This is a genomic window from Ruegeria sp. BE3 (assembly GCF_056538865.1).
In genome coordinates this window covers 121,068-136,915 of record NZ_JBQFTW010000004.1, presented here as the reverse complement: position 1 = coordinate 136,915, position 15,848 = coordinate 121,068, and the positions used below count along the sequence as shown (strand labels likewise).

The 15,848-nt window shown below is 59.3% G+C and carries 12 protein-coding genes and 2 tRNA genes; 7 read left to right on the top strand and 7 right to left on the bottom strand.

The features are described 5' to 3' along the window. Positions 1 to 136 precede the first annotated feature (136 nt). A complete protein-coding gene (locus ACR0AZ_RS12020; RefSeq protein WP_170615187.1) occupies positions 137 to 376 on the top strand; it encodes an Lrp/AsnC ligand binding domain-containing protein in 240 nt (79 codons plus the stop codon). Here the strand turns inward: ACR0AZ_RS12020 and ACR0AZ_RS12015 are convergent. The 3 genes from ACR0AZ_RS12015 to ACR0AZ_RS12005 all read right to left on the bottom strand — a co-directional run bounded on the left by ACR0AZ_RS12015 (position 373) and on the right by ACR0AZ_RS12005 (position 1,507). Further along, on the bottom strand, positions 373 to 1,239 hold the full coding sequence (locus ACR0AZ_RS12015; protein ID WP_480470386.1) for a GNAT family N-acetyltransferase: 867 nt from the start codon (positions 1,237 to 1,239) through the stop codon (positions 373 to 375). The two genes, ACR0AZ_RS12020 and ACR0AZ_RS12015, sit on opposite strands and share 4 nt — an antisense overlap. 85 nt (positions 1,240 to 1,324) lie before the next feature. After that, a tRNA-Gly gene (locus ACR0AZ_RS12010) sits at positions 1,325 to 1,399 on the bottom strand. Positions 1,400 to 1,432: 33 nt separating this feature from the next. Continuing rightward, positions 1,433 to 1,507: transfer RNA gene (locus ACR0AZ_RS12005), tRNA-Gly, on the bottom strand. 148 nt (positions 1,508 to 1,655) lie between these two features. Here ACR0AZ_RS12005 and ACR0AZ_RS12000 point away from each other — a divergent pair. Then, positions 1,656 to 1,808 (top strand): hypothetical protein, encoded by a 153-nt coding sequence (locus ACR0AZ_RS12000; RefSeq protein WP_480667534.1) that lies wholly within the window; start codon positions 1,656 to 1,658, stop codon positions 1,806 to 1,808. 9 nt (positions 1,809 to 1,817) lie between these two features. Here ACR0AZ_RS12000 and ACR0AZ_RS11995 read toward each other — a convergent pair whose 3' ends face one another. From ACR0AZ_RS11995 to ACR0AZ_RS11985, 3 genes are all read right to left on the bottom strand, one after another. Next, the gene (locus ACR0AZ_RS11995; protein ID WP_480667533.1) at positions 1,818 to 2,201 is read right to left on the bottom strand and encodes an MAPEG family protein; all 384 of its coding nucleotides are present in this window, start codon (positions 2,199 to 2,201) and stop codon (positions 1,818 to 1,820) included. A 71-nt stretch (positions 2,202 to 2,272) separates the two neighbouring features. Beyond that, entirely contained in the window at positions 2,273 to 5,710 is a 3,438-nt protein-coding gene (locus ACR0AZ_RS11990; RefSeq protein ID WP_480470383.1) for a pyruvate carboxylase, read from the bottom strand. 361 nt (positions 5,711 to 6,071) lie between these two features. Further along, complete coding sequence (locus ACR0AZ_RS11985; protein ID WP_480667612.1) at positions 6,072 to 7,859, bottom strand: diguanylate cyclase; 1,788 nt, start codon at positions 7,857 to 7,859, stop codon at positions 6,072 to 6,074. A 176-nt stretch (positions 7,860 to 8,035) separates the two neighbouring features. Here ACR0AZ_RS11985 and ACR0AZ_RS11980 point away from each other — a divergent pair, with 176 nt between their 5' ends. Beyond that, positions 8,036 to 10,645, top strand: coding sequence for an ATP-dependent helicase (locus tag ACR0AZ_RS11980; protein WP_480658301.1), 2,610 nt, complete (start codon positions 8,036 to 8,038; stop codon positions 10,643 to 10,645). A 408-nt stretch (positions 10,646 to 11,053) separates the two neighbouring features. On the opposite strand, the gene ACR0AZ_RS11975 is transcribed toward ACR0AZ_RS11980, so the two are convergent. Beyond that, on the bottom strand, positions 11,054 to 11,278 hold the full coding sequence (locus ACR0AZ_RS11975) for a DUF1127 domain-containing protein (RefSeq protein WP_480667532.1): 225 nt from the start codon (positions 11,276 to 11,278) through the stop codon (positions 11,054 to 11,056). Positions 11,279 to 12,216: 938 nt separating this feature from the next. Between ACR0AZ_RS11975 and mraZ the strand changes: the two genes are divergently transcribed. Genes mraZ through ACR0AZ_RS11955 form a run of 4 tightly spaced genes read left to right on the top strand, consistent with a single transcriptional unit; the run spans position 12,217 to position 15,830 of the window. Beyond that, a complete protein-coding gene (gene mraZ, locus ACR0AZ_RS11970; protein ID WP_480667531.1) occupies positions 12,217 to 12,684 on the top strand; it encodes a division/cell wall cluster transcriptional repressor MraZ in 468 nt (155 codons plus the stop codon). A 4-nt stretch (positions 12,685 to 12,688) separates the two neighbouring features. Beyond that, complete coding sequence (gene rsmH, locus ACR0AZ_RS11965) at positions 12,689 to 13,681, top strand: 16S rRNA (cytosine(1402)-N(4))-methyltransferase RsmH (RefSeq protein WP_480667611.1); 993 nt, start codon at positions 12,689 to 12,691, stop codon at positions 13,679 to 13,681. Further along, positions 13,678 to 14,046 carry a cell division protein FtsL gene (gene ftsL / locus ACR0AZ_RS11960; protein ID WP_480470379.1) on the top strand — a complete coding sequence of 123 codons (369 nt, stop codon included), beginning with the start codon at positions 13,678 to 13,680 and terminating at the stop codon, positions 14,044 to 14,046. The genes rsmH and ftsL overlap by 4 nt, the downstream gene beginning before the upstream one ends. Further along, positions 14,043 to 15,830: a peptidoglycan D,D-transpeptidase FtsI family protein gene (locus ACR0AZ_RS11955; RefSeq protein WP_480667530.1), complete on the top strand. Its 1,788-nt coding sequence runs from the start codon at positions 14,043 to 14,045 to the stop codon at positions 15,828 to 15,830. Before ftsL ends, ACR0AZ_RS11955 begins: the two co-directional genes overlap by 4 nt. The last annotated feature ends 18 nt before the right edge of the window (positions 15,831 to 15,848 follow it).

Here is a 15,848-nt window from a genome sequence, read left to right as displayed (position 1 = left end):
ACAGGGGCGCTTATAGACGCGGACGGGCGGCCTATCCAGACCGCTTTGAGCCTTCATCGCAAACTGTTGCAGGGGATTGCACCCGGGCGCGGCCCGTGCCAGCCTGCGGTCAACACGAACCAACAAGGCCCGGCCCATGTCCACCTGCGTCTTCATCCAGATCCGCTGTAAACCCGGCTCCACCTACAAGGTGGCCGAAGAGATCGCCCTGCGTGAAATCCATTCCGAACTGTATTCCACTAGCGGCGAATATGACCTGCTGCTGAAGCTCTACATCCCCGAAACCGAGGATGTAGGCCATTTCATCAACGAAAACCTGCTGGTGATTCCCAATATCGAACGCTCGCTGACCACGATGACGTTCAAGGCGTTCTAACCCAGCTCAAACGTCGTCACGCCGAAGATTCGGCTCAGATCAATATCCGGTTCGTGATCGGAGTACATCCGCGCGGTTTCAAAGACCTTGTCCAGCCCAAGCTCGTCGGCCAGCGCAAAGGCCGAGGGGTTGGGTTGAGGCATGTCGACGAATACCTCATGCGCGTTGTGGTCCTCGGGAATCGTCGAAAGGACAGCGGCCAGCAACGCCCTCGCTATTTCTGTCGTGTCCGCAAACAGGGGGCCGACCTTGTAACCCGTCAGACAGGGGCGCAGCGTAGCATAGCCCCTGATCCTGCCATTCTCGGTATAGAGTTTTGAAACGTGGCTGTAAGCGCTCAGCCAGCTTTCCAGAAACAGGTCGCGAGGTGCGGGGAACAGCGCGCGATCATATGCCTTCAATTCATCTGACGCGCGGTTCAGATCAACAATATGATCGTTCGGCCCGGTTTCTAGCTTGGCCAGTATCAGGTGTTTCGTCCCGGCGAAACGATAGTTGTTATAAGCAAAGGTGAAGCCGGACTTGCGATAATTGTCCTGCTGTTCGACCACGCCGTCCAGCCCCATGTTGCGCCCCGTGCAATGGGCCAACGCGTGCTGCGCGATTTCAAGCCCATGGCCATGGTGCCGGAACTCGGGCTTCACGATATAGAATCCCAAAAAGGAAAACCGGTCGTCGTAATTCACGGCTGAAACGGATGAGATCATCTCATCATCCAGAAACCCGCCCAGAAACCCGTCGGGGTCTGTCGGGCGAAAGCACTTCGCATCGTGCACGCCGGGGTTCCAGCCCTCGCGACCGGCCCAATCCACAGCATGTTCGACTTCATCAGCGGTAAGGGGGCGAATGACATAGTCCGACATAGGCGAATTCCGTGCATGATTGAAATCATGGCCAGAATGGCGCATTGCCTGCCAAAGAACCAGCATGTTCGGAGAGTTTGGTATCTGGAGCGGGCGAGGCGATTCGAACGCCCGACCCTAACCTTGGCAAGGTTATGCTCTACCCCTGAGCTACGCCCGCATCAGATACTTATGTGGTCCGAAGACCTCTCAATGGAGCGGGCGAGGCGATTCGAACGCCCGACCCTAACCTTGGCAAGGTTATGCTCTACCCCTGAGCTACGCCCGCGCCGTTGAGTGAGGAGGGATGTATAAATTCCCACACGAGGCTGCAAGCGGAAAAACACAAAATACAGCAAAAATCTTTCGACGGAAATCAGAGGCTGGCGTGTTTAAGAACTATGGCAATGAACGAAACGAGGGGTTGGGCACAGGAAATGACAGATATTGCAGACATTAAAATGGCAGCGCTGGCCGCGTTGATTGTTCTGACCACCCTGATCTGCGGTCAAAGCGATGAAACACTGGCAGAGCTGCAGCCTAACCTCCCGCATGCTCCTTTGATCGAGACGCAGGTTTTGACGGGCTAAATCGCGCGCTCAAACAGCCAAGACGAGATTCGCGATCGCGGCAATCAGAATTGCGGTGAATGTCAGACCCATGCCGATCTGGCGCAAGATGATGATCTGTGGTGTCTTGCCAAAGCCATAAGCGTGCAGCAACCGCCCCGCCAACAATGACAGCCCCAGCAGGTTCACAAACCAGCCGCCAGCACCCTGCAATTCGACCATAGCGATGAGCAGCAAAGCAAAGGGGGCGTATTCGGCGCAGTTCGCATGGGTGCGCATCGCCTTGATCATGGCCTTGTCGCCATGATCCCCGACCGAGATTTTGCCCGCCCGACGTTGCCGGATGACATTCACGCTGAGCGCGACGTACAGAAATGCGATCAACGCGGCGTAGATCGGGGTGATGGTCAGCATGGGGCCTCCTGATGTTGAAAGGGCCGCCCGGTTCCCCGAACGGCCCTTAACAGTTTAGAAGGCTAAACTGGTTATTCCAGTTCGACCAGCAGGTCCTTTGCGTCAATCTGACCGCCGGGCTGGACGTGGACGGCTTTGACCACCGCGTCGCGTTCGGCGTGGATTCCGGTTTCCATCTTCATTGCCTCGATGGTCAGCAGCAGATCGCCTTCCTTGACGTCCTGGCCCGCGACAGCGGCCACGGTGGCGACGACACCCGGCATCGGTGCGCCAATATGGCCGGGGTTGCCGACCTCGGCTTTCGGGCGTTGTATCGTCGAAGCTTTCACCAGACGGTTCGGTACCCGGATCACGCGGGGCTGGCCGTTGAGTTCGAAGAACACCCGGACCTCGCCATTCTCATCCGTCTCGCCGATCGCCTGACAGCGGATTTCCAGCGTCTTGCCCGGATCGATCTCGGCGGTGATCTCCTCACCCGGCTCCATGCCGTAGAAGAACGTGCGCGTGGGCAGGGTGCGGACCGGACCATAGGTGCGGTGGCGACCCATGTAATCCAGGAACACCTTGGGATACATCAGGTATCCGTTCAGGTCCTCGTCATCGATCTCTTTCCCGTCGAGCTGTTTGGACAGATCGGCGCGGGTGGCCTCCAGATCGACCGCTTCGACATGTTTGCCGGGGCGTTCGGTGTTGGGCGCTTCATCCTTAAGAACCTTCTGGATGATAGTATCCGGGAACCCGCCCGGAGGCTGGCCCAGATTGCCGCGCATCATATCGATGACCGAGTCGGGGAAGGCCACGTCTGTTCCGGGATTTTCCACGTCATCGCGGGTCAGGCCCTGGCTGACCATCATCAGCGCCATGTCACCGACCACTTTCGACGACGGCGTCACCTTGACGATATCGCCGAACATCTGGTTCACATCCGCATACATCTGGGCGACCTCATGCCAGCGCTCCTCCAGGCCGAGGCTACGTGCCTGTGCTTTGAGGTTGGTGAACTGACCGCCCGGCATCTCGTGCAGATAGACCTCGGAGGCCGGAGCCTGCAGGCCCGACTCAAAGGCCGCGTACTGACCGCGCACGGCCTCGAAATAATCGCTGATCTCGCGGATCGCCTTGATGTCCAGCCCGGTGTCACGCTCGGTGTGGCGCAGCGCCTCGACCACAGTGCCCAGCGTCGCCTGAGACGTGTTACCCGAGAACGCATCCATCGCGCAGTCCACCGCATCCACGCCCGCCTCGGACGCGGCCAGAATGGTGGCGCTGGCGATGCCGGCCGTGTCATGGGTGTGGAAGTGGATCGGCAAGCCGACCTCTTCCTTGAGCGCGCGGATCAGGATGCGGGCCGAGGCCGGTTTCAGCAGCCCCGCCATGTCCTTCAAGCCCAGCACATGCGCGCCTGCGTCGCGCAGCTCTTTCGCCATGCCGACATAGTATTTCAGATCATACTTGGCGCGATCCGGGTCCAGAATGTCACCGGTGTAACAAACCGTGCCCTCACAGATCTTGCCATTCTCAACGACTGCATCCATGGCGACCCGCATATTCTCAACCCAGTTCAGCGAGTCGAAGACACGGAACACATCGATATTCGTCGACGCCTGACGCACGAATTCCTGCACCACGTTGTCGGGGTAGTTGGTATAGCCAACCCCGTTTGCCCCGCGTAGCAGCATCTGGGTCATCAGGTTCGGCATCGCCTCGCGCAGGTCGCGCAGACGCTGCCACGGGCATTCCTGCAGGAAGCGATAGGCCACATCAAAGGTCGCACCGCCCCAGCATTCGACACTGAACAGCTGCGGCAGGTTGGCCGCGTAGGTCGGCGCCACCTTGATCATGTCGATCGAACGCATCCGGGTTGCCAGCAGCGACTGATGCCCATCGCGCATGGTGGTGTCGGTGATCAGCAGCTGACGCTGTGCCTTCATCCAGTCGGCAACCGCCTGCGGGCCTTTCTGCTCCAGCAGGTTGCGCGTTCCCATTTGCGGCTCAGCCTTCAGCGCGGGCGCTTTGGCTTCTTTCAGATCGGCACGGGGCTCAGGGCGGTCCTTGGTTTCCGGATGGCCGTTCACGGTGATGTCCGCGATATAGTTCAGAACCTTGGTGCCCCGGTCGCGGCGCTTCTTGAACAGGAACAGGTCCGGCGTCTCGTCAATGAACTTGGTGGTGTATTCATTCGACAAGAAGGTCGGGTGTTTCAGCAGATTCTCGACAAAGGCGATGTTGGTGGAAACACCGCGCACGCGGAACTCCCTCAGCGCGCGATCCATCCGCGCAATCGCCTTCTCGGGCGTCGGTGCCCAGGCGGTGACCTTGGTCAGCAGTGAATCGTAGAACCGCGTGATCACCCCGCCCGCATACGCGGTGCCGCCATCCAGACGAATGCCCATGCCGGTGGCCGAGCGATAGGCGGTGATGCGGCCATAGTCCGGGATGAAGTTGTTCAGCGGGTCTTCGGTGGTCACTCGGGTCTGCAGCGCGTGGCCGTTCAGGCGCACCTCGTCCTGGCTGGCTTTTCCGGTGGCCTCGGCCAGAGTCTTGCCCTCGGCAATCAGGATCTGAGCCTGCACGATGTCGATGCCGGTGACTTCCTCGGTGACGGTGTGTTCCACCTGCACGCGCGGGTTGACCTCGATGAAGTAGAACTTGCCCGTGTTCATATCCATCAGGAATTCGACCGTGCCCGCGCATTCATAGTTCACATGGGCACAGATGCGGCGGCCCAGCTCGCAAATCTCGGCGCGCTGCTCTTCGGTCAGATAGGGGGCAGGCGCGCGCTCCACGACCTTCTGATTGCGCCGCTGGACAGAGCAATCGCGTTCATACAGGTGGTAGATCTCACCATGCTTGTCGCCAAGGATCTGCACCTCGACATGGCGGGCGCGGGTGATCATCTTTTCCAGGTAGCCTTCGCCGTTGCCGAAGGCTGCTTCGGCCTCGCGACGGCCTTCCAGCACTTTCTCTTCCAGCTCATCCTCGGACAGGATCGGGCGCATCCCGCGCCCGCCGCCGCCCCAGCTGGCTTTCAGCATCAGCGGATAGCCAATCTCGGCCGCTTCGGCCTTGATGGCCTTCATATCGTCGCCCAGAACCTCGGTCGCCGGGATGACCGGTACGTCTGCCGCGATGGCGACTTTGCGGGCGCTGGCCTTGTCTCCCAACGCACGCATGGTCTCGGCCTTGGGGCCGATGAAGGTAATGCCGTTCTGCACACAGGCATCCACGAAATCCGGGTTCTCGGACAGCAGGCCGTAACCGGGGTGGATGGCATCTGCACCGCTTTCCTTGGCAACGCGGATGATCTCATCAATGCTCAGATAAGCCGCGACCGGACCCAATCCTTCACCAATGCGATAGGCCTCATCCGCCTTGAACCGGTGCAGGCCCAGCTTGTCTTCCTCGGCAAAGACCGCGACGGTGCGTTTGCCCATCTCGTTCGCGGCCCGCATCACGCGGATCGCAATCTCGCCGCGGTTGGCGATCAGGATTTTCTTGAAGTCTGTCATTTCAGGTCCCGGTCATTATAGGTGTGGCCTTGTGATTAGGCGGACAATACGGCCACGTACATCTGTAGTTCTGGGTAGAACCGGCATGTTATCGCTCGCAAACGCCGCCTTTTGGCGCTTTTCTTTTACACATGCTGCGGCGCAGCACCAAATATTGTTTTATTGGCAAAGAAAATGACCAGTTTTCAGCGGTGCTAAGCGCTACCATCCTTCCAGCCGCCCGAAGGAGCGAATACGGCCTGGCCGAATCAAGCGCTACGCAAGTGCAGAGACACGAATCGGCGAGCTTCGGGCTCAAGGCCAGCTCGGGGCCTCGCAATGACGTCGAGCTGACTGCGCAATACGTCCTGCCCGGCCGGGATCAGGCTGCTGGACGCTTGGATGCCCCTTTGGCGGGCCGCGCGGTAGCACCACCCGCCACAGCCGAGGTCTCGGCGATAGCCCCGGATCGCGCGACCTGTACTTGATTGCGACCCTTGTCTTTGGCCGCGTAAAGCGCATCGTCGGCGGCCCGCATCAAATCCTGCGGCATCACGCCATGCATCGGATAATGCGCAACCCCGACCGAGATGGTGATGCGGGGCAGCGATTTCTCACCATATCGAACCGAGACCGCCTCGACCGCCTGCCGCACCTGTTCGGCGCGGGTCATGGCGTCATCCGGGGTGTTGTCGGGCAGGATCAGCATGAACTCCTCGCCCCCTATCCGGCAAGCAATCTCATCACGGTCGCATCCCTGTTCGAGCGCCGCGCCAACCGCGCGCAGCACCATGTCGCCAGCGTCATGCCCATGGGTGTCGTTGAACTTTTTGAAATGATCGACATCCACCGCGATCATGCTGAGCGGAGCACCCGTCTGCTGGCTGCGGCTGATCGACTTGCGCAGGGTTTCAGTCATATGGCGGCGATTGAACAGCCCGGTCAAAGGGTCACGTACCGACTGGTCGTGCAACTGATCACGCATCCGAACATTGGCAATCGCCATGCTGATCTGTTCCGCGCAGAGCTGCGCCAGCTTCTTACTGTCGTGGAACTCCGCGCCGCTGCCTTCATGCGCGCGCAGATGCAACAGGCCTACGGTCTCGCCATGGGCAAGAATGGGGAAGCAGAAATAAGGCCGCCCGTCATGCGGTTCGGCATGTTCGCAGACGAAATCGATCTCGGAGGCTCCGAATTCATATGTTCGCCCACGCCGCAGCCCCCAGCAGCCTTCGGGATGAATATGCGCCTTGTGCGAGCCGCCATTCCAGCTGGCGCATCCATCCAGCACGTCGCGTGAATTGGAATAGACATACACGCTGCCTTCAGCCTCGGGCAGGATATGGGTCATGAAGCGTGAAACCATTTCAAAAAGCTCGTCCAGAGAACGGCTGGATTGCAGCCACTCATTCAACTCGCCCAGCAGGCGCACTTCGCGCGCCAGGCGCAGCTGGTCATCCATCAATTCACGCTCCTTGGCGGCGCGCACCCGCAGATCGCGGACCTGCCTGCGATTCGTGCAATAGATCACCAGAATCACCGCTGTCAGCGCCAGAAGGGCCACACTGCAGAGCACGGCCAACGACCACCGGACGCGGGTGATGAACAGATCACGCTGCGGCGTGATGTCCGAATAGAACTCAATGGCGCCCAGAAACTGGCCATCCTTGATGACAGGCGTATAGATTTCGGCCACGTGACAGGTTTTCTTGCCCGACCTGGCCATCGCTTCATGGTCAAGGGAATTGACCTCAGAGATCGGTTTTTCCTCATGTTTGTAATAGGATCCTCCCGTTGCAACGATTTCCTGAAAGTAGGAATCGGAGTTCACGGCTCCGACATCGCCTGGACGGGTTGACCAGAACACGCGCCCATCGCTGTCGAACAGCTTGAAGCGATAAATGTCCGAGGTTTCGGGCAAAAGCTCCAGAAACTCCTCATCATGTTCATCAAGAACGCCGTATTGGAACGTTGCCTCGACATCGAACAGGTGCGAGGCGACCTGCTGGTTCAATTGCGCCGCACGGTGTCGCAGATCTGATTCCAGCATTCGGTCCACGACCGGGGCTGGAATTGCGTAGATCCCCCAGCCCGCCAGCGCAGTCAGCGCCATCAGCATCAGCGAGATGCCCGCAATTTTCAGGCCCGAGGTTCGGCCTGTCTGATCCATCTGTTTCATAACCCACGCTCCCACAGCAATGGGATCAGGATGTTTGGCAAGGTTTGACAAGGGGTTAATGACGCCGGATGTTTGTTTAGAATTGATCGGATCGGCTGGCAAATTCCCTGTGAACAAGCCGTGAACAAACCCTTTCCCTTCGCGCCCATCCGGCGTAGTTTGGAGCCATGAGCAGTTTTGACGAAATGGACGCCTTCGAAGGCGCATCGCTGTCGGCGCGGGCGATGCCTGCGGCCTCGGCAGAGTACCTCAACGACCTAAATCCGGCGCAGCGCGAAGCGGTTGAGCGGCTGGATGGTCCGGTGCTGATGCTGGCCGGAGCCGGGACGGGCAAGACCAAGGCACTGACGGCGCGGATCACCCATCTGCTCAGAACCCATCGGGTGCGCGAGAATGAGATTCTGGCGGTGACCTTCACCAACAAGGCCGCGCGTGAGATGAAAGAGCGCGTTGGCCGCATGCTGGGCCGACCCGCCGAGGGGATGCCGTGGCTGGGCACCTTCCATGCGATCTGCGTCAAGCTGCTGCGCCGCCATGCGGAATTGGTCGATCTGAAATCGAACTTCACCATTCTGGATACGGACGATCAGAAGCGGCTGCTGAAACAGCTGACGCAGGCGGCCAATATCGATGACAAACGCTGGCCCGCGCGGATGCTGGCCGGGATCATCGATGACTGGAAGAACCGAGCGCTGACGCCCGACAAGGTGCCTGCTGCGGATGCCGGTGCCTATAACCACAAGGGCATCGAACTCTATGCCCAATACCAGACCCGCCTGCGCGAGCTGAACGCAGTGGATTTTGGCGACCTGCTGCTGCACATGGTGACGATCTTTCAGACGCATCCGGATGTGCTGGAGCAATATCAACGCTGGTTCCGCTACATCCTCGTGGACGAGTATCAGGATACCAACGTTGCCCAATATCTCTGGCTGCGCCTGTTGGCTGGGGGGCACAAGAACATCTGCTGTGTCGGTGACGATGATCAGTCGATCTATGGCTGGCGCGGGGCCGAGGTGGGCAACATCCTGCGGTTCGAGAAGGATTTCCCCGGAGCCTTCGTGGTGCGGCTGGAGCAGAACTACCGCTCGACCCCGCATATTCTGGCGGCTGCGTCGAATGTTATTCGTGGTAACGAGAACCGTCTGGGCAAAGAACTGTGGACGGCAGCGCGAGACGGTGAAGAGGTCCGTCTAATCGGTCACTGGGACGGCGAAGAAGAGGCTCGTTGGGTCGGAGAGCAGATCGAAGACTATGTTAGTGGTAGTTCGCCTGTTGCAAAACGAAGGCAAAACTCTCGATCCGATCAAATGATGAGGGAAGTAGAGCGTCTTGATGAATTGGGTGCCTTGAAAGGACTCAATCGAAGAGAGGATGTGCTCGACAAGTTGAAAAAGCACAAAAGCTTTTTGGCTGATGACAGTAGGAAAAGCCTCATTTGGGAATTAACAATGAGGCAACAAGAAGGGCGTTCTTTGGAAGCGGCTTTCCCAAGATTCTATCTCGATGAAATCGCCATCCTCGTGCGCGCCTCGCACCAGATGCGCGCTTTTGAGGACCGGTTTCTGACCATTGGCCTGCCTTACAAGGTGATTGGAGGGCCGCGATTCTACGAGCGGATGGAGATCCGCGATGCCATGGCCTATTTCCGGCTGGTGGTCAGCCCCGAGGACGATCTGGCGTTCGAGCGCATCGTCAACACGCCCAAACGCGGCCTTGGCGACAAGGCGCAGCAGACCATTCAGGTGGTGGCGCGGGAAAACGGGGTCTCTCTGGTCGATGGGGCGCGGATTGCGGTCGATAATGGTCTGATCAAGGGCAAGGGCGGCAAGGCGTTGCGTGAATTGATCGACGGGCTGGCGCGGTGGAATGCGATGACGCGCGGCCCGCGGATCGAAATGGACGACGATTCGGTGATCGATGATGGGGTGTCGCCGATCCGCTATGGCGCGCCTGAGCATACGCATATCGAGCTGGCGCAGATCGTCTTGGACGAATCCGGCTATACCGCGCATTGGCAGAACGAGAAGACGCCTGAGGCTCCGGGGCGGTTGGAAAACCTCAAGGAACTGGTCAATCAGCTGGACAATTTCGAGAACCTGCAGGGGTTTCTGGAACATGTCAGCCTTGTGATGGATAACGAGCAGGATAACGACGGGGCTAAGGTCTCGATCATGACCCTGCACGCGGCCAAAGGGTTGGAGTTTCCTGCCGTGTTCCTGCCGGGGTGGGAGGATGGCTTGTTCCCCTCGCAACGCTCCATGGACGAATCGGGCCTTAAGGGCCTCGAAGAGGAACGGCGGCTGGCCTATGTCGGCATCACCCGTGCCGAAGAGGTCTGCACGATTTCCTTCGCGGCCAACCGGCGGGTGTTCGGGCAATGGCAGAACTCGATGCCATCGCGTTTCATCGATGAGCTGCCCGAGGATCATGTCGAGGTGCTGACGCCGCCGGGGCTCTATGGTGGCGGTCAGACAACGGCTGGGATCGAAAGCCGCGCGGCCGAGGCGAATGTCTATAACTCTCCGGGCTGGAAACGTCTGCAGGCGCGGCAGGGGCAGTACGGGATGTCTCAGCCGAAAGAAAGCCGGAACACGGTGATTGATGCGACCGCTGTCGCCAGTTTCACGCTGGGCGAGCGGGTGTTTCACCAGAAATTCGGGTATGGCGCGGTGATCGGTATCGAGGGTGACAAGGTCGAGGTCGATTTCGACAAGGCAGGGGTGAAGAAAGTGGTCTCGCGCTTTCTGACCGCCAAGGACGACGTGCCGTTCTGACTATTTGCGAGGCTCTGCCTCGCGCTCTGGGATATTTTTAGCCAGGTGAAGTAGGGGGGGCGTTCGCGCCCCTTTTTTGTTGTCGGAAAGAAAAACGGCGGTTCCCAGGGAGGAGGAAGGGGAACCGCCGTTCTTTTCAACTCCGAGGCAGGGAGGAGGAGAGCCCCGAAGTATCCGAATCCGGGTCTGATCCCGGTATGAGGAAGACGCGGCGACGTCTGGGAGGAGGGTGACGTCGCCGCGCGCTTTCAACATCGAGGCAGGGAGGAGGAGAGCCCCGATGTATCAGGTTCCGGCGGTCAGGGCCGGTATAAGGTGCGGCAACGTCAGGGAGGAGGAGAGACGTTGCCGCTGATTACAGACCCAAAAGGGAGGAGGATGGGCCTGATCTCAGTATCTGTGTCGCGCTTACTGCGCGGTTTGCTCTTCGGTGGCCTGCTGGGCCAGCCGACGGATCATCGAACGATGCAGGCCCAGGTCGGTCAGTTCGCGATCCGACAGTGCCGACAGTTCGTTTACCGTCTGACGATACAGGCGGTAGCGCGCAACGCGGGTCTTTACGGTTTCAACCAGTGCTGCGACTCCAAATACCGGAGCGCCTTTCAGGCCTGTTTGTGTGCTTGCGACTGCCATCTTCATCATCCGTTCATTCTTGTTGCTGCCGGCATCGTCCGGCGCTTGCTTGAGACTGAAGATAGGCAAATGCTGCGATTGCACAATAGCTCGCGTCGTCAATGCTGCTATGCAGCAAATGCATGGATTGTCGGGATAATCCAGGCTGCCCCAATAATTGCCTTTAAAATATAGGTTTTCGTATGCGGTTGGCTTTTTGCCAGTTCAGGTGCCGTGATTAAAGGTGCTTATCCCTTAAGCAGGATTGGCGTTTGTTTGGGCATGTTGTGTCAGATCAAGAGGGGGCAGCGCTGTTCTTCTCTGATCCAGCCCGTGGTGTGACAGTGCCATGGGAAAGCATGGGTCGCCTATGGGACTGGCCCCCTAAGCGATCGCGATTCGTCCTGGTCGGCTGGGTTTCATGGGTGCTTGCACCGGATTTACCGCCATTCAGGAAAATTATTGGGAAATCATGGGAAGAAATTTTTCAACGCCGAGTCGCGTATATGTGGTGTTAATGGGTGTCAGAATCACAATCTATGGTGTAATTAATCCGGATTTCGATTGCTTTAATCTTATTTTGAAGCCAGAATCGGTTCTCTTCTTACAAAATTCCTGTTGATTTCCATGATTTCCCATGGCATCCCTTGTTTACCCGATGAGGGCGAGGACAGTTAAGGGGCACCAAACGACCCCGAACCAAAAATACAAAAAACAGGTTTCATACAGGCATCTCGCTTTCATCACTTAACAGATCCGGCGCGCGGGCGAGCAGACATCCCCCCAGGTGGCGCGCGCAGCTGGACATCCCGCTCAGCGGGTCAATGCGGCGGGTTGATCAGTGGCAGCAGATCAACCCGCCGTTTTTCATCCGGGGGGAACGTGAATTTTGAGGTGGGGCGCAAGCGAAAGGGACAGTCGTCTTGGCGCGCAGGTTTAGAGGTGAAAGCCACCATAAGGTGGACACGAAGGGCAGGGTCTCGATCCCGGCCTCGTTTCGCCGTGTGCTTGAAGCCTCCGATCCCAACTGGCAGCCCGGTGACAATCCTGAACTGGTGATTGTCTATGGCGACCACCGCCGCAAATACCTTGAATGCTATACTATGGAAGCGATCGACGAGGTGGACGCCAAGATTGATGCGTTACCGCGTGGCTCGATGCAGCGGCGGATGTTGCAGCGCCTGTTCCATGGTCAGTCCTTCCCGACCAATGTGGACGAGACCGGGCGGCTGGTTTTGCCCGCCAAGCTGCGCAACAAGATCGATCTTGAGAATGAGGCGTTCTTTATCGCCGCCGGTGATACCTTCCAGATCTGGAAGCCCGAGACATACGAGGCCGAGGAACTGGCCACGACCGAGGAATGGCTGGACGATCTGCCGGATGATTTCGATCCGATGCAGTATCTCGACGGCATCGGGGATGGGTGACGGCATGGCCGGCGCTCAGACCCATTCGGACAAACCTCACATCCCCGTTCTGCTGCGCCCGTTGCTGGCTGCCGTGGCACCGGTTTCCGGTGTCTGGCTGGATGGTACATTCGGCGCAGGCGGTTATACCCGTGGTCTGCTCGAGGCCGGGGCCGAGAAAGTCATTGGCGTGGATCGTGACCCGCTGGCCTTTGAAATGGCTGCCGATTGGGCCGGGGAATACGGCGACCGGCTGGTGATGCAGCAGGGCGTGTTCTCTCGCATGGATGAATATGCACAAGGTCTCGACGGTGTGGTGCTGGACCTTGGGGTTTCTTCCATGCAGTTGGATCAGGCCGAACGCGGCTTTTCCTTCATGAAAGACGGCCCGCTGGACATGCGCATGAGCCAGGAGGGCGAAAGCGCCGCCGATCTTGTCAACACGGCGACCGAGGCGCAACTGGCCGATATCCTGTTCCATTTCGGCGAGGAACGAGCTAGCCGTCGCATCGCAAAGGCCATCGTCAAGGCGCGGGCTGAGGAACCGATCACCACGACTCTGCGTCTGGCCGAGATCATCGAATCCTGCCTGCCGCGCCCGAAACCTGGCCAGTCGCACCCGGCGACGCGCAGCTTTCAGGGATTACGGATCGCGGTAAATGCGGAATATGAGGAGCTGTTTCAGGGCCTCATGGCCGCCGAGCGCGCCCTGAAACCCGGCGGGCAACTGGCAGTCGTCACCTTCCATTCCATCGAGGATCGGATGGTGAAGCGGTTCTTCCAATCGCGCGCCGGAAAAACCGGGCGCGCCAACCGCTACGCGCCCGAGATGGCGCAGGATCAGCCGCAATTCACGCTCAAGACCCGCAAGGCTGTGGGTCCGGATGAGCAGGAACTACAGGAAAATCCGCGCGCGCGCTCGGCCAAGCTGCGCGTTGCGGTCCGGACGGACGCCCCGGCGGGGGAAATTGAGGCCCGCGCCATCGGCATGCCGCAACTGGGGGGAAGAGCAAGATGAAGAGCATTCTGTATGTGTTGACGGCCCTTTCCGTGTTCGGGCTGGCGCTCTGGGCCTATCAGGAAAACTACCGCACCCAGCAGGTGGTGAAAGAAACGCAATCGCTGCAACGTCAGATCGGGATGGCGCAGGCGCGGTTGGCCGTGCTGAACGCTGAATGGGCCTATCTCAACCGTCCTGACCGACTGCGCGAACTGGCAGACCTGAATTTCGAACGTCTCGGCCTGCTGCCCCTGCGGGCCGAACAGTTTGGCCGTGCGGATCAGATCAGCTATGGCGAGGACCCGGACCTGCCCATCGTCGACCCGCTTGAACTCGAAGACATCACCGATGTCCAGGCGTTGATCGAGGTGCAGATCCCATGACCCGTACACCGCTCCGCCCTCTGGCCCGTATTCTCGACGCCCGTGCCAAGGGTGAAAACCCCAAGGCGATTGAGCGTGAGAACATCCGCAAACGCCACGAAGACATGAAAGACCGCGCCCGCGCGCGCGCCGAAGGCCGCCTGCTGGTGCTAGGCCTGTTCTTCTTCTGCGCCTTCTCGGTCGTGGGCTTCCGCATGGGCGTTCTGGCGACGTCCGAAGCACAGGAACCTCTGGCCAGCGCGCCGGGCGCCTCCATTGCCATGCAGCGCGCCAATATCGTCGACCGCGAGGGGCGCATTCTGGCGACCAATCTGGACACCTATTCGGTCTATGCGCAGCCGCCCCTGATGATCGATCCTATCGCAGCGGCTGATCAGCTGGTTGCGATCTTTCCCGATCTGGAAAAAGAGCGTCTGGTCAAAGACTTCACCGGCAAGCGCAAGTTCCTGTGGATCAAGAAACGTATCTCGCCCGAGCAGAAGCAGGCCGTGCATGACATCGGTGATCCCGGCATCCTGTTCGGTCCGCGTGAGATGCGCCTGTACCCCAACGGCAAGCTGGGCGCACATATTCTGGGCGGCTCGGGCTTTGGCCGCGAAGGTGTCAGCGCTGCTGAAGTCATCGGCGTGGCTGGTGTCGAAAAGCAGTTCGACGACTACCTGCGTGACCCGGCCAACGGCAACAAACCCCTTCAACTGTCGCTGGACCTGACCGTTCAGGCGGCGGTTGAACAGGTGCTTTATGGTGGCATGAAGATCATGAACGCCAAGGGCGCCTCAGCCGTTCTGATGAACGCGCATACCGGCGAGGTTGTCTCGGCTGCCTCCCTGCCGTCTTTTGATCCCAATGACCGCCCACGCCCGCCGACCTCGGGCTTTGATCCCTCGGACAGCCCGCTGTTCAACCGCTATGTGCAGGGCGTGTATGAGCTGGGCTCGGTGTTCAAAATCTTCACTGCCGCGCAGGCGGTGCAACTGGGGCTGGTGAACTCCAACACGATCATCGACACCTCGGGCCCGATGAAAATCGGACGTTTCCCCATTGGCGAGTTCAACGGCAAGAACTATGGCGAGATCAGTGTCGCCGATGTGATCGTGCACAGCTCGAACCGGGGTACCGGACGGTTGGCGCTGCAGATTGGTGCGCAGCGACAGCAGGATTTCCTAAACGCTCTGGGCATGTTCGACCCCACCCCGTTTGAGATTGTCGAGGCCAAGGGCGGGCAACCGCTCAAGCCCAAGAAATGGGGTGAGCTGAGCACTGTGACCATCTCCTATGGTCACGGCCTCTCGACCAGCCCGATGCATCTGGCCGCCGGTTACGCAGCGATTGCCAATGGTGGGCACTATGTCAGCCCCACCATCCTGCGCCGCAACGGTCCACAATACGGCCCCCGCGTGATGTCCGAAAATACCGCCAAGCAGGCGCAGAATATGTTGCGCAAAGTCGTGACCGACGGCACCGCCAGCTTTGGTGATGTCAAAGGTTATGACGTGGCAGGCAAGACCGGCACCGCCGACAAACCCAAGCCGCGCGGTGGCTATTATGAGGACAAGGTGATCGCCACCTTCGCCACCATTTTCCCGGCCTACGATCCGAAATATGTGCTGATTGTTACGCTCGATGAGCCGTCCATCGTCGCCTACGGTGAAAAGCGCCGTACCGCTGGCTGGACCGCCGTCCCCGTTGCCGCCGAACTGATCGGACGCGTGGCACCCTTGCTGGGCCTCAGACCCCGGCTTGAGCCTGAGGCGCGCGCTGCTATAACGCTGACCTCAAATTAGGCTGTCCGGCGAAAGGTG

What these genes read in the sequence shown, in the direction of transcription:
- ACR0AZ_RS12020 (WP_170615187.1), top strand. Translation starts at nt 137, where the DNA reads ATGTCCACCTGCGTCTTCATCCAGATCCGCTGTAAACCCGGCTCCACC.
- ACR0AZ_RS12015 (WP_480470386.1), bottom strand. Translation starts at nt 1,239, where the DNA reads ATGTCGGACTATGTCATTCGCCCCCTTACCGCTGATGAAGTCGAACAT.
- ACR0AZ_RS12000 (WP_480667534.1), top strand. Translation starts at nt 1,656, where the DNA reads ATGACAGATATTGCAGACATTAAAATGGCAGCGCTGGCCGCGTTGATT.
- ACR0AZ_RS11995 (WP_480667533.1), bottom strand. Translation starts at nt 2,201, where the DNA reads ATGCTGACCATCACCCCGATCTACGCCGCGTTGATCGCATTTCTGTAC.
- ACR0AZ_RS11990 (WP_480470383.1), bottom strand. Translation starts at nt 5,710, where the DNA reads ATGACAGACTTCAAGAAAATCCTGATCGCCAACCGCGGCGAGATTGCG.
- ACR0AZ_RS11985 (WP_480667612.1), bottom strand. Translation starts at nt 7,859, where the DNA reads ATGGATCAGACAGGCCGAACCTCGGGCCTGAAAATTGCGGGCATCTCG.
- ACR0AZ_RS11980 (WP_480658301.1), top strand. Translation starts at nt 8,036, where the DNA reads ATGAGCAGTTTTGACGAAATGGACGCCTTCGAAGGCGCATCGCTGTCG.
- ACR0AZ_RS11975 (WP_480667532.1), bottom strand. Translation starts at nt 11,278, where the DNA reads ATGGCAGTCGCAAGCACACAAACAGGCCTGAAAGGCGCTCCGGTATTT.
- rsmH (WP_480667611.1), top strand. Translation starts at nt 12,689, where the DNA reads ATGGCCGGCGCTCAGACCCATTCGGACAAACCTCACATCCCCGTTCTG.
- ftsL (WP_480470379.1), top strand. Translation starts at nt 13,678, where the DNA reads ATGAAGAGCATTCTGTATGTGTTGACGGCCCTTTCCGTGTTCGGGCTG.
- ACR0AZ_RS11955 (WP_480667530.1), top strand. Translation starts at nt 14,043, where the DNA reads ATGACCCGTACACCGCTCCGCCCTCTGGCCCGTATTCTCGACGCCCGT.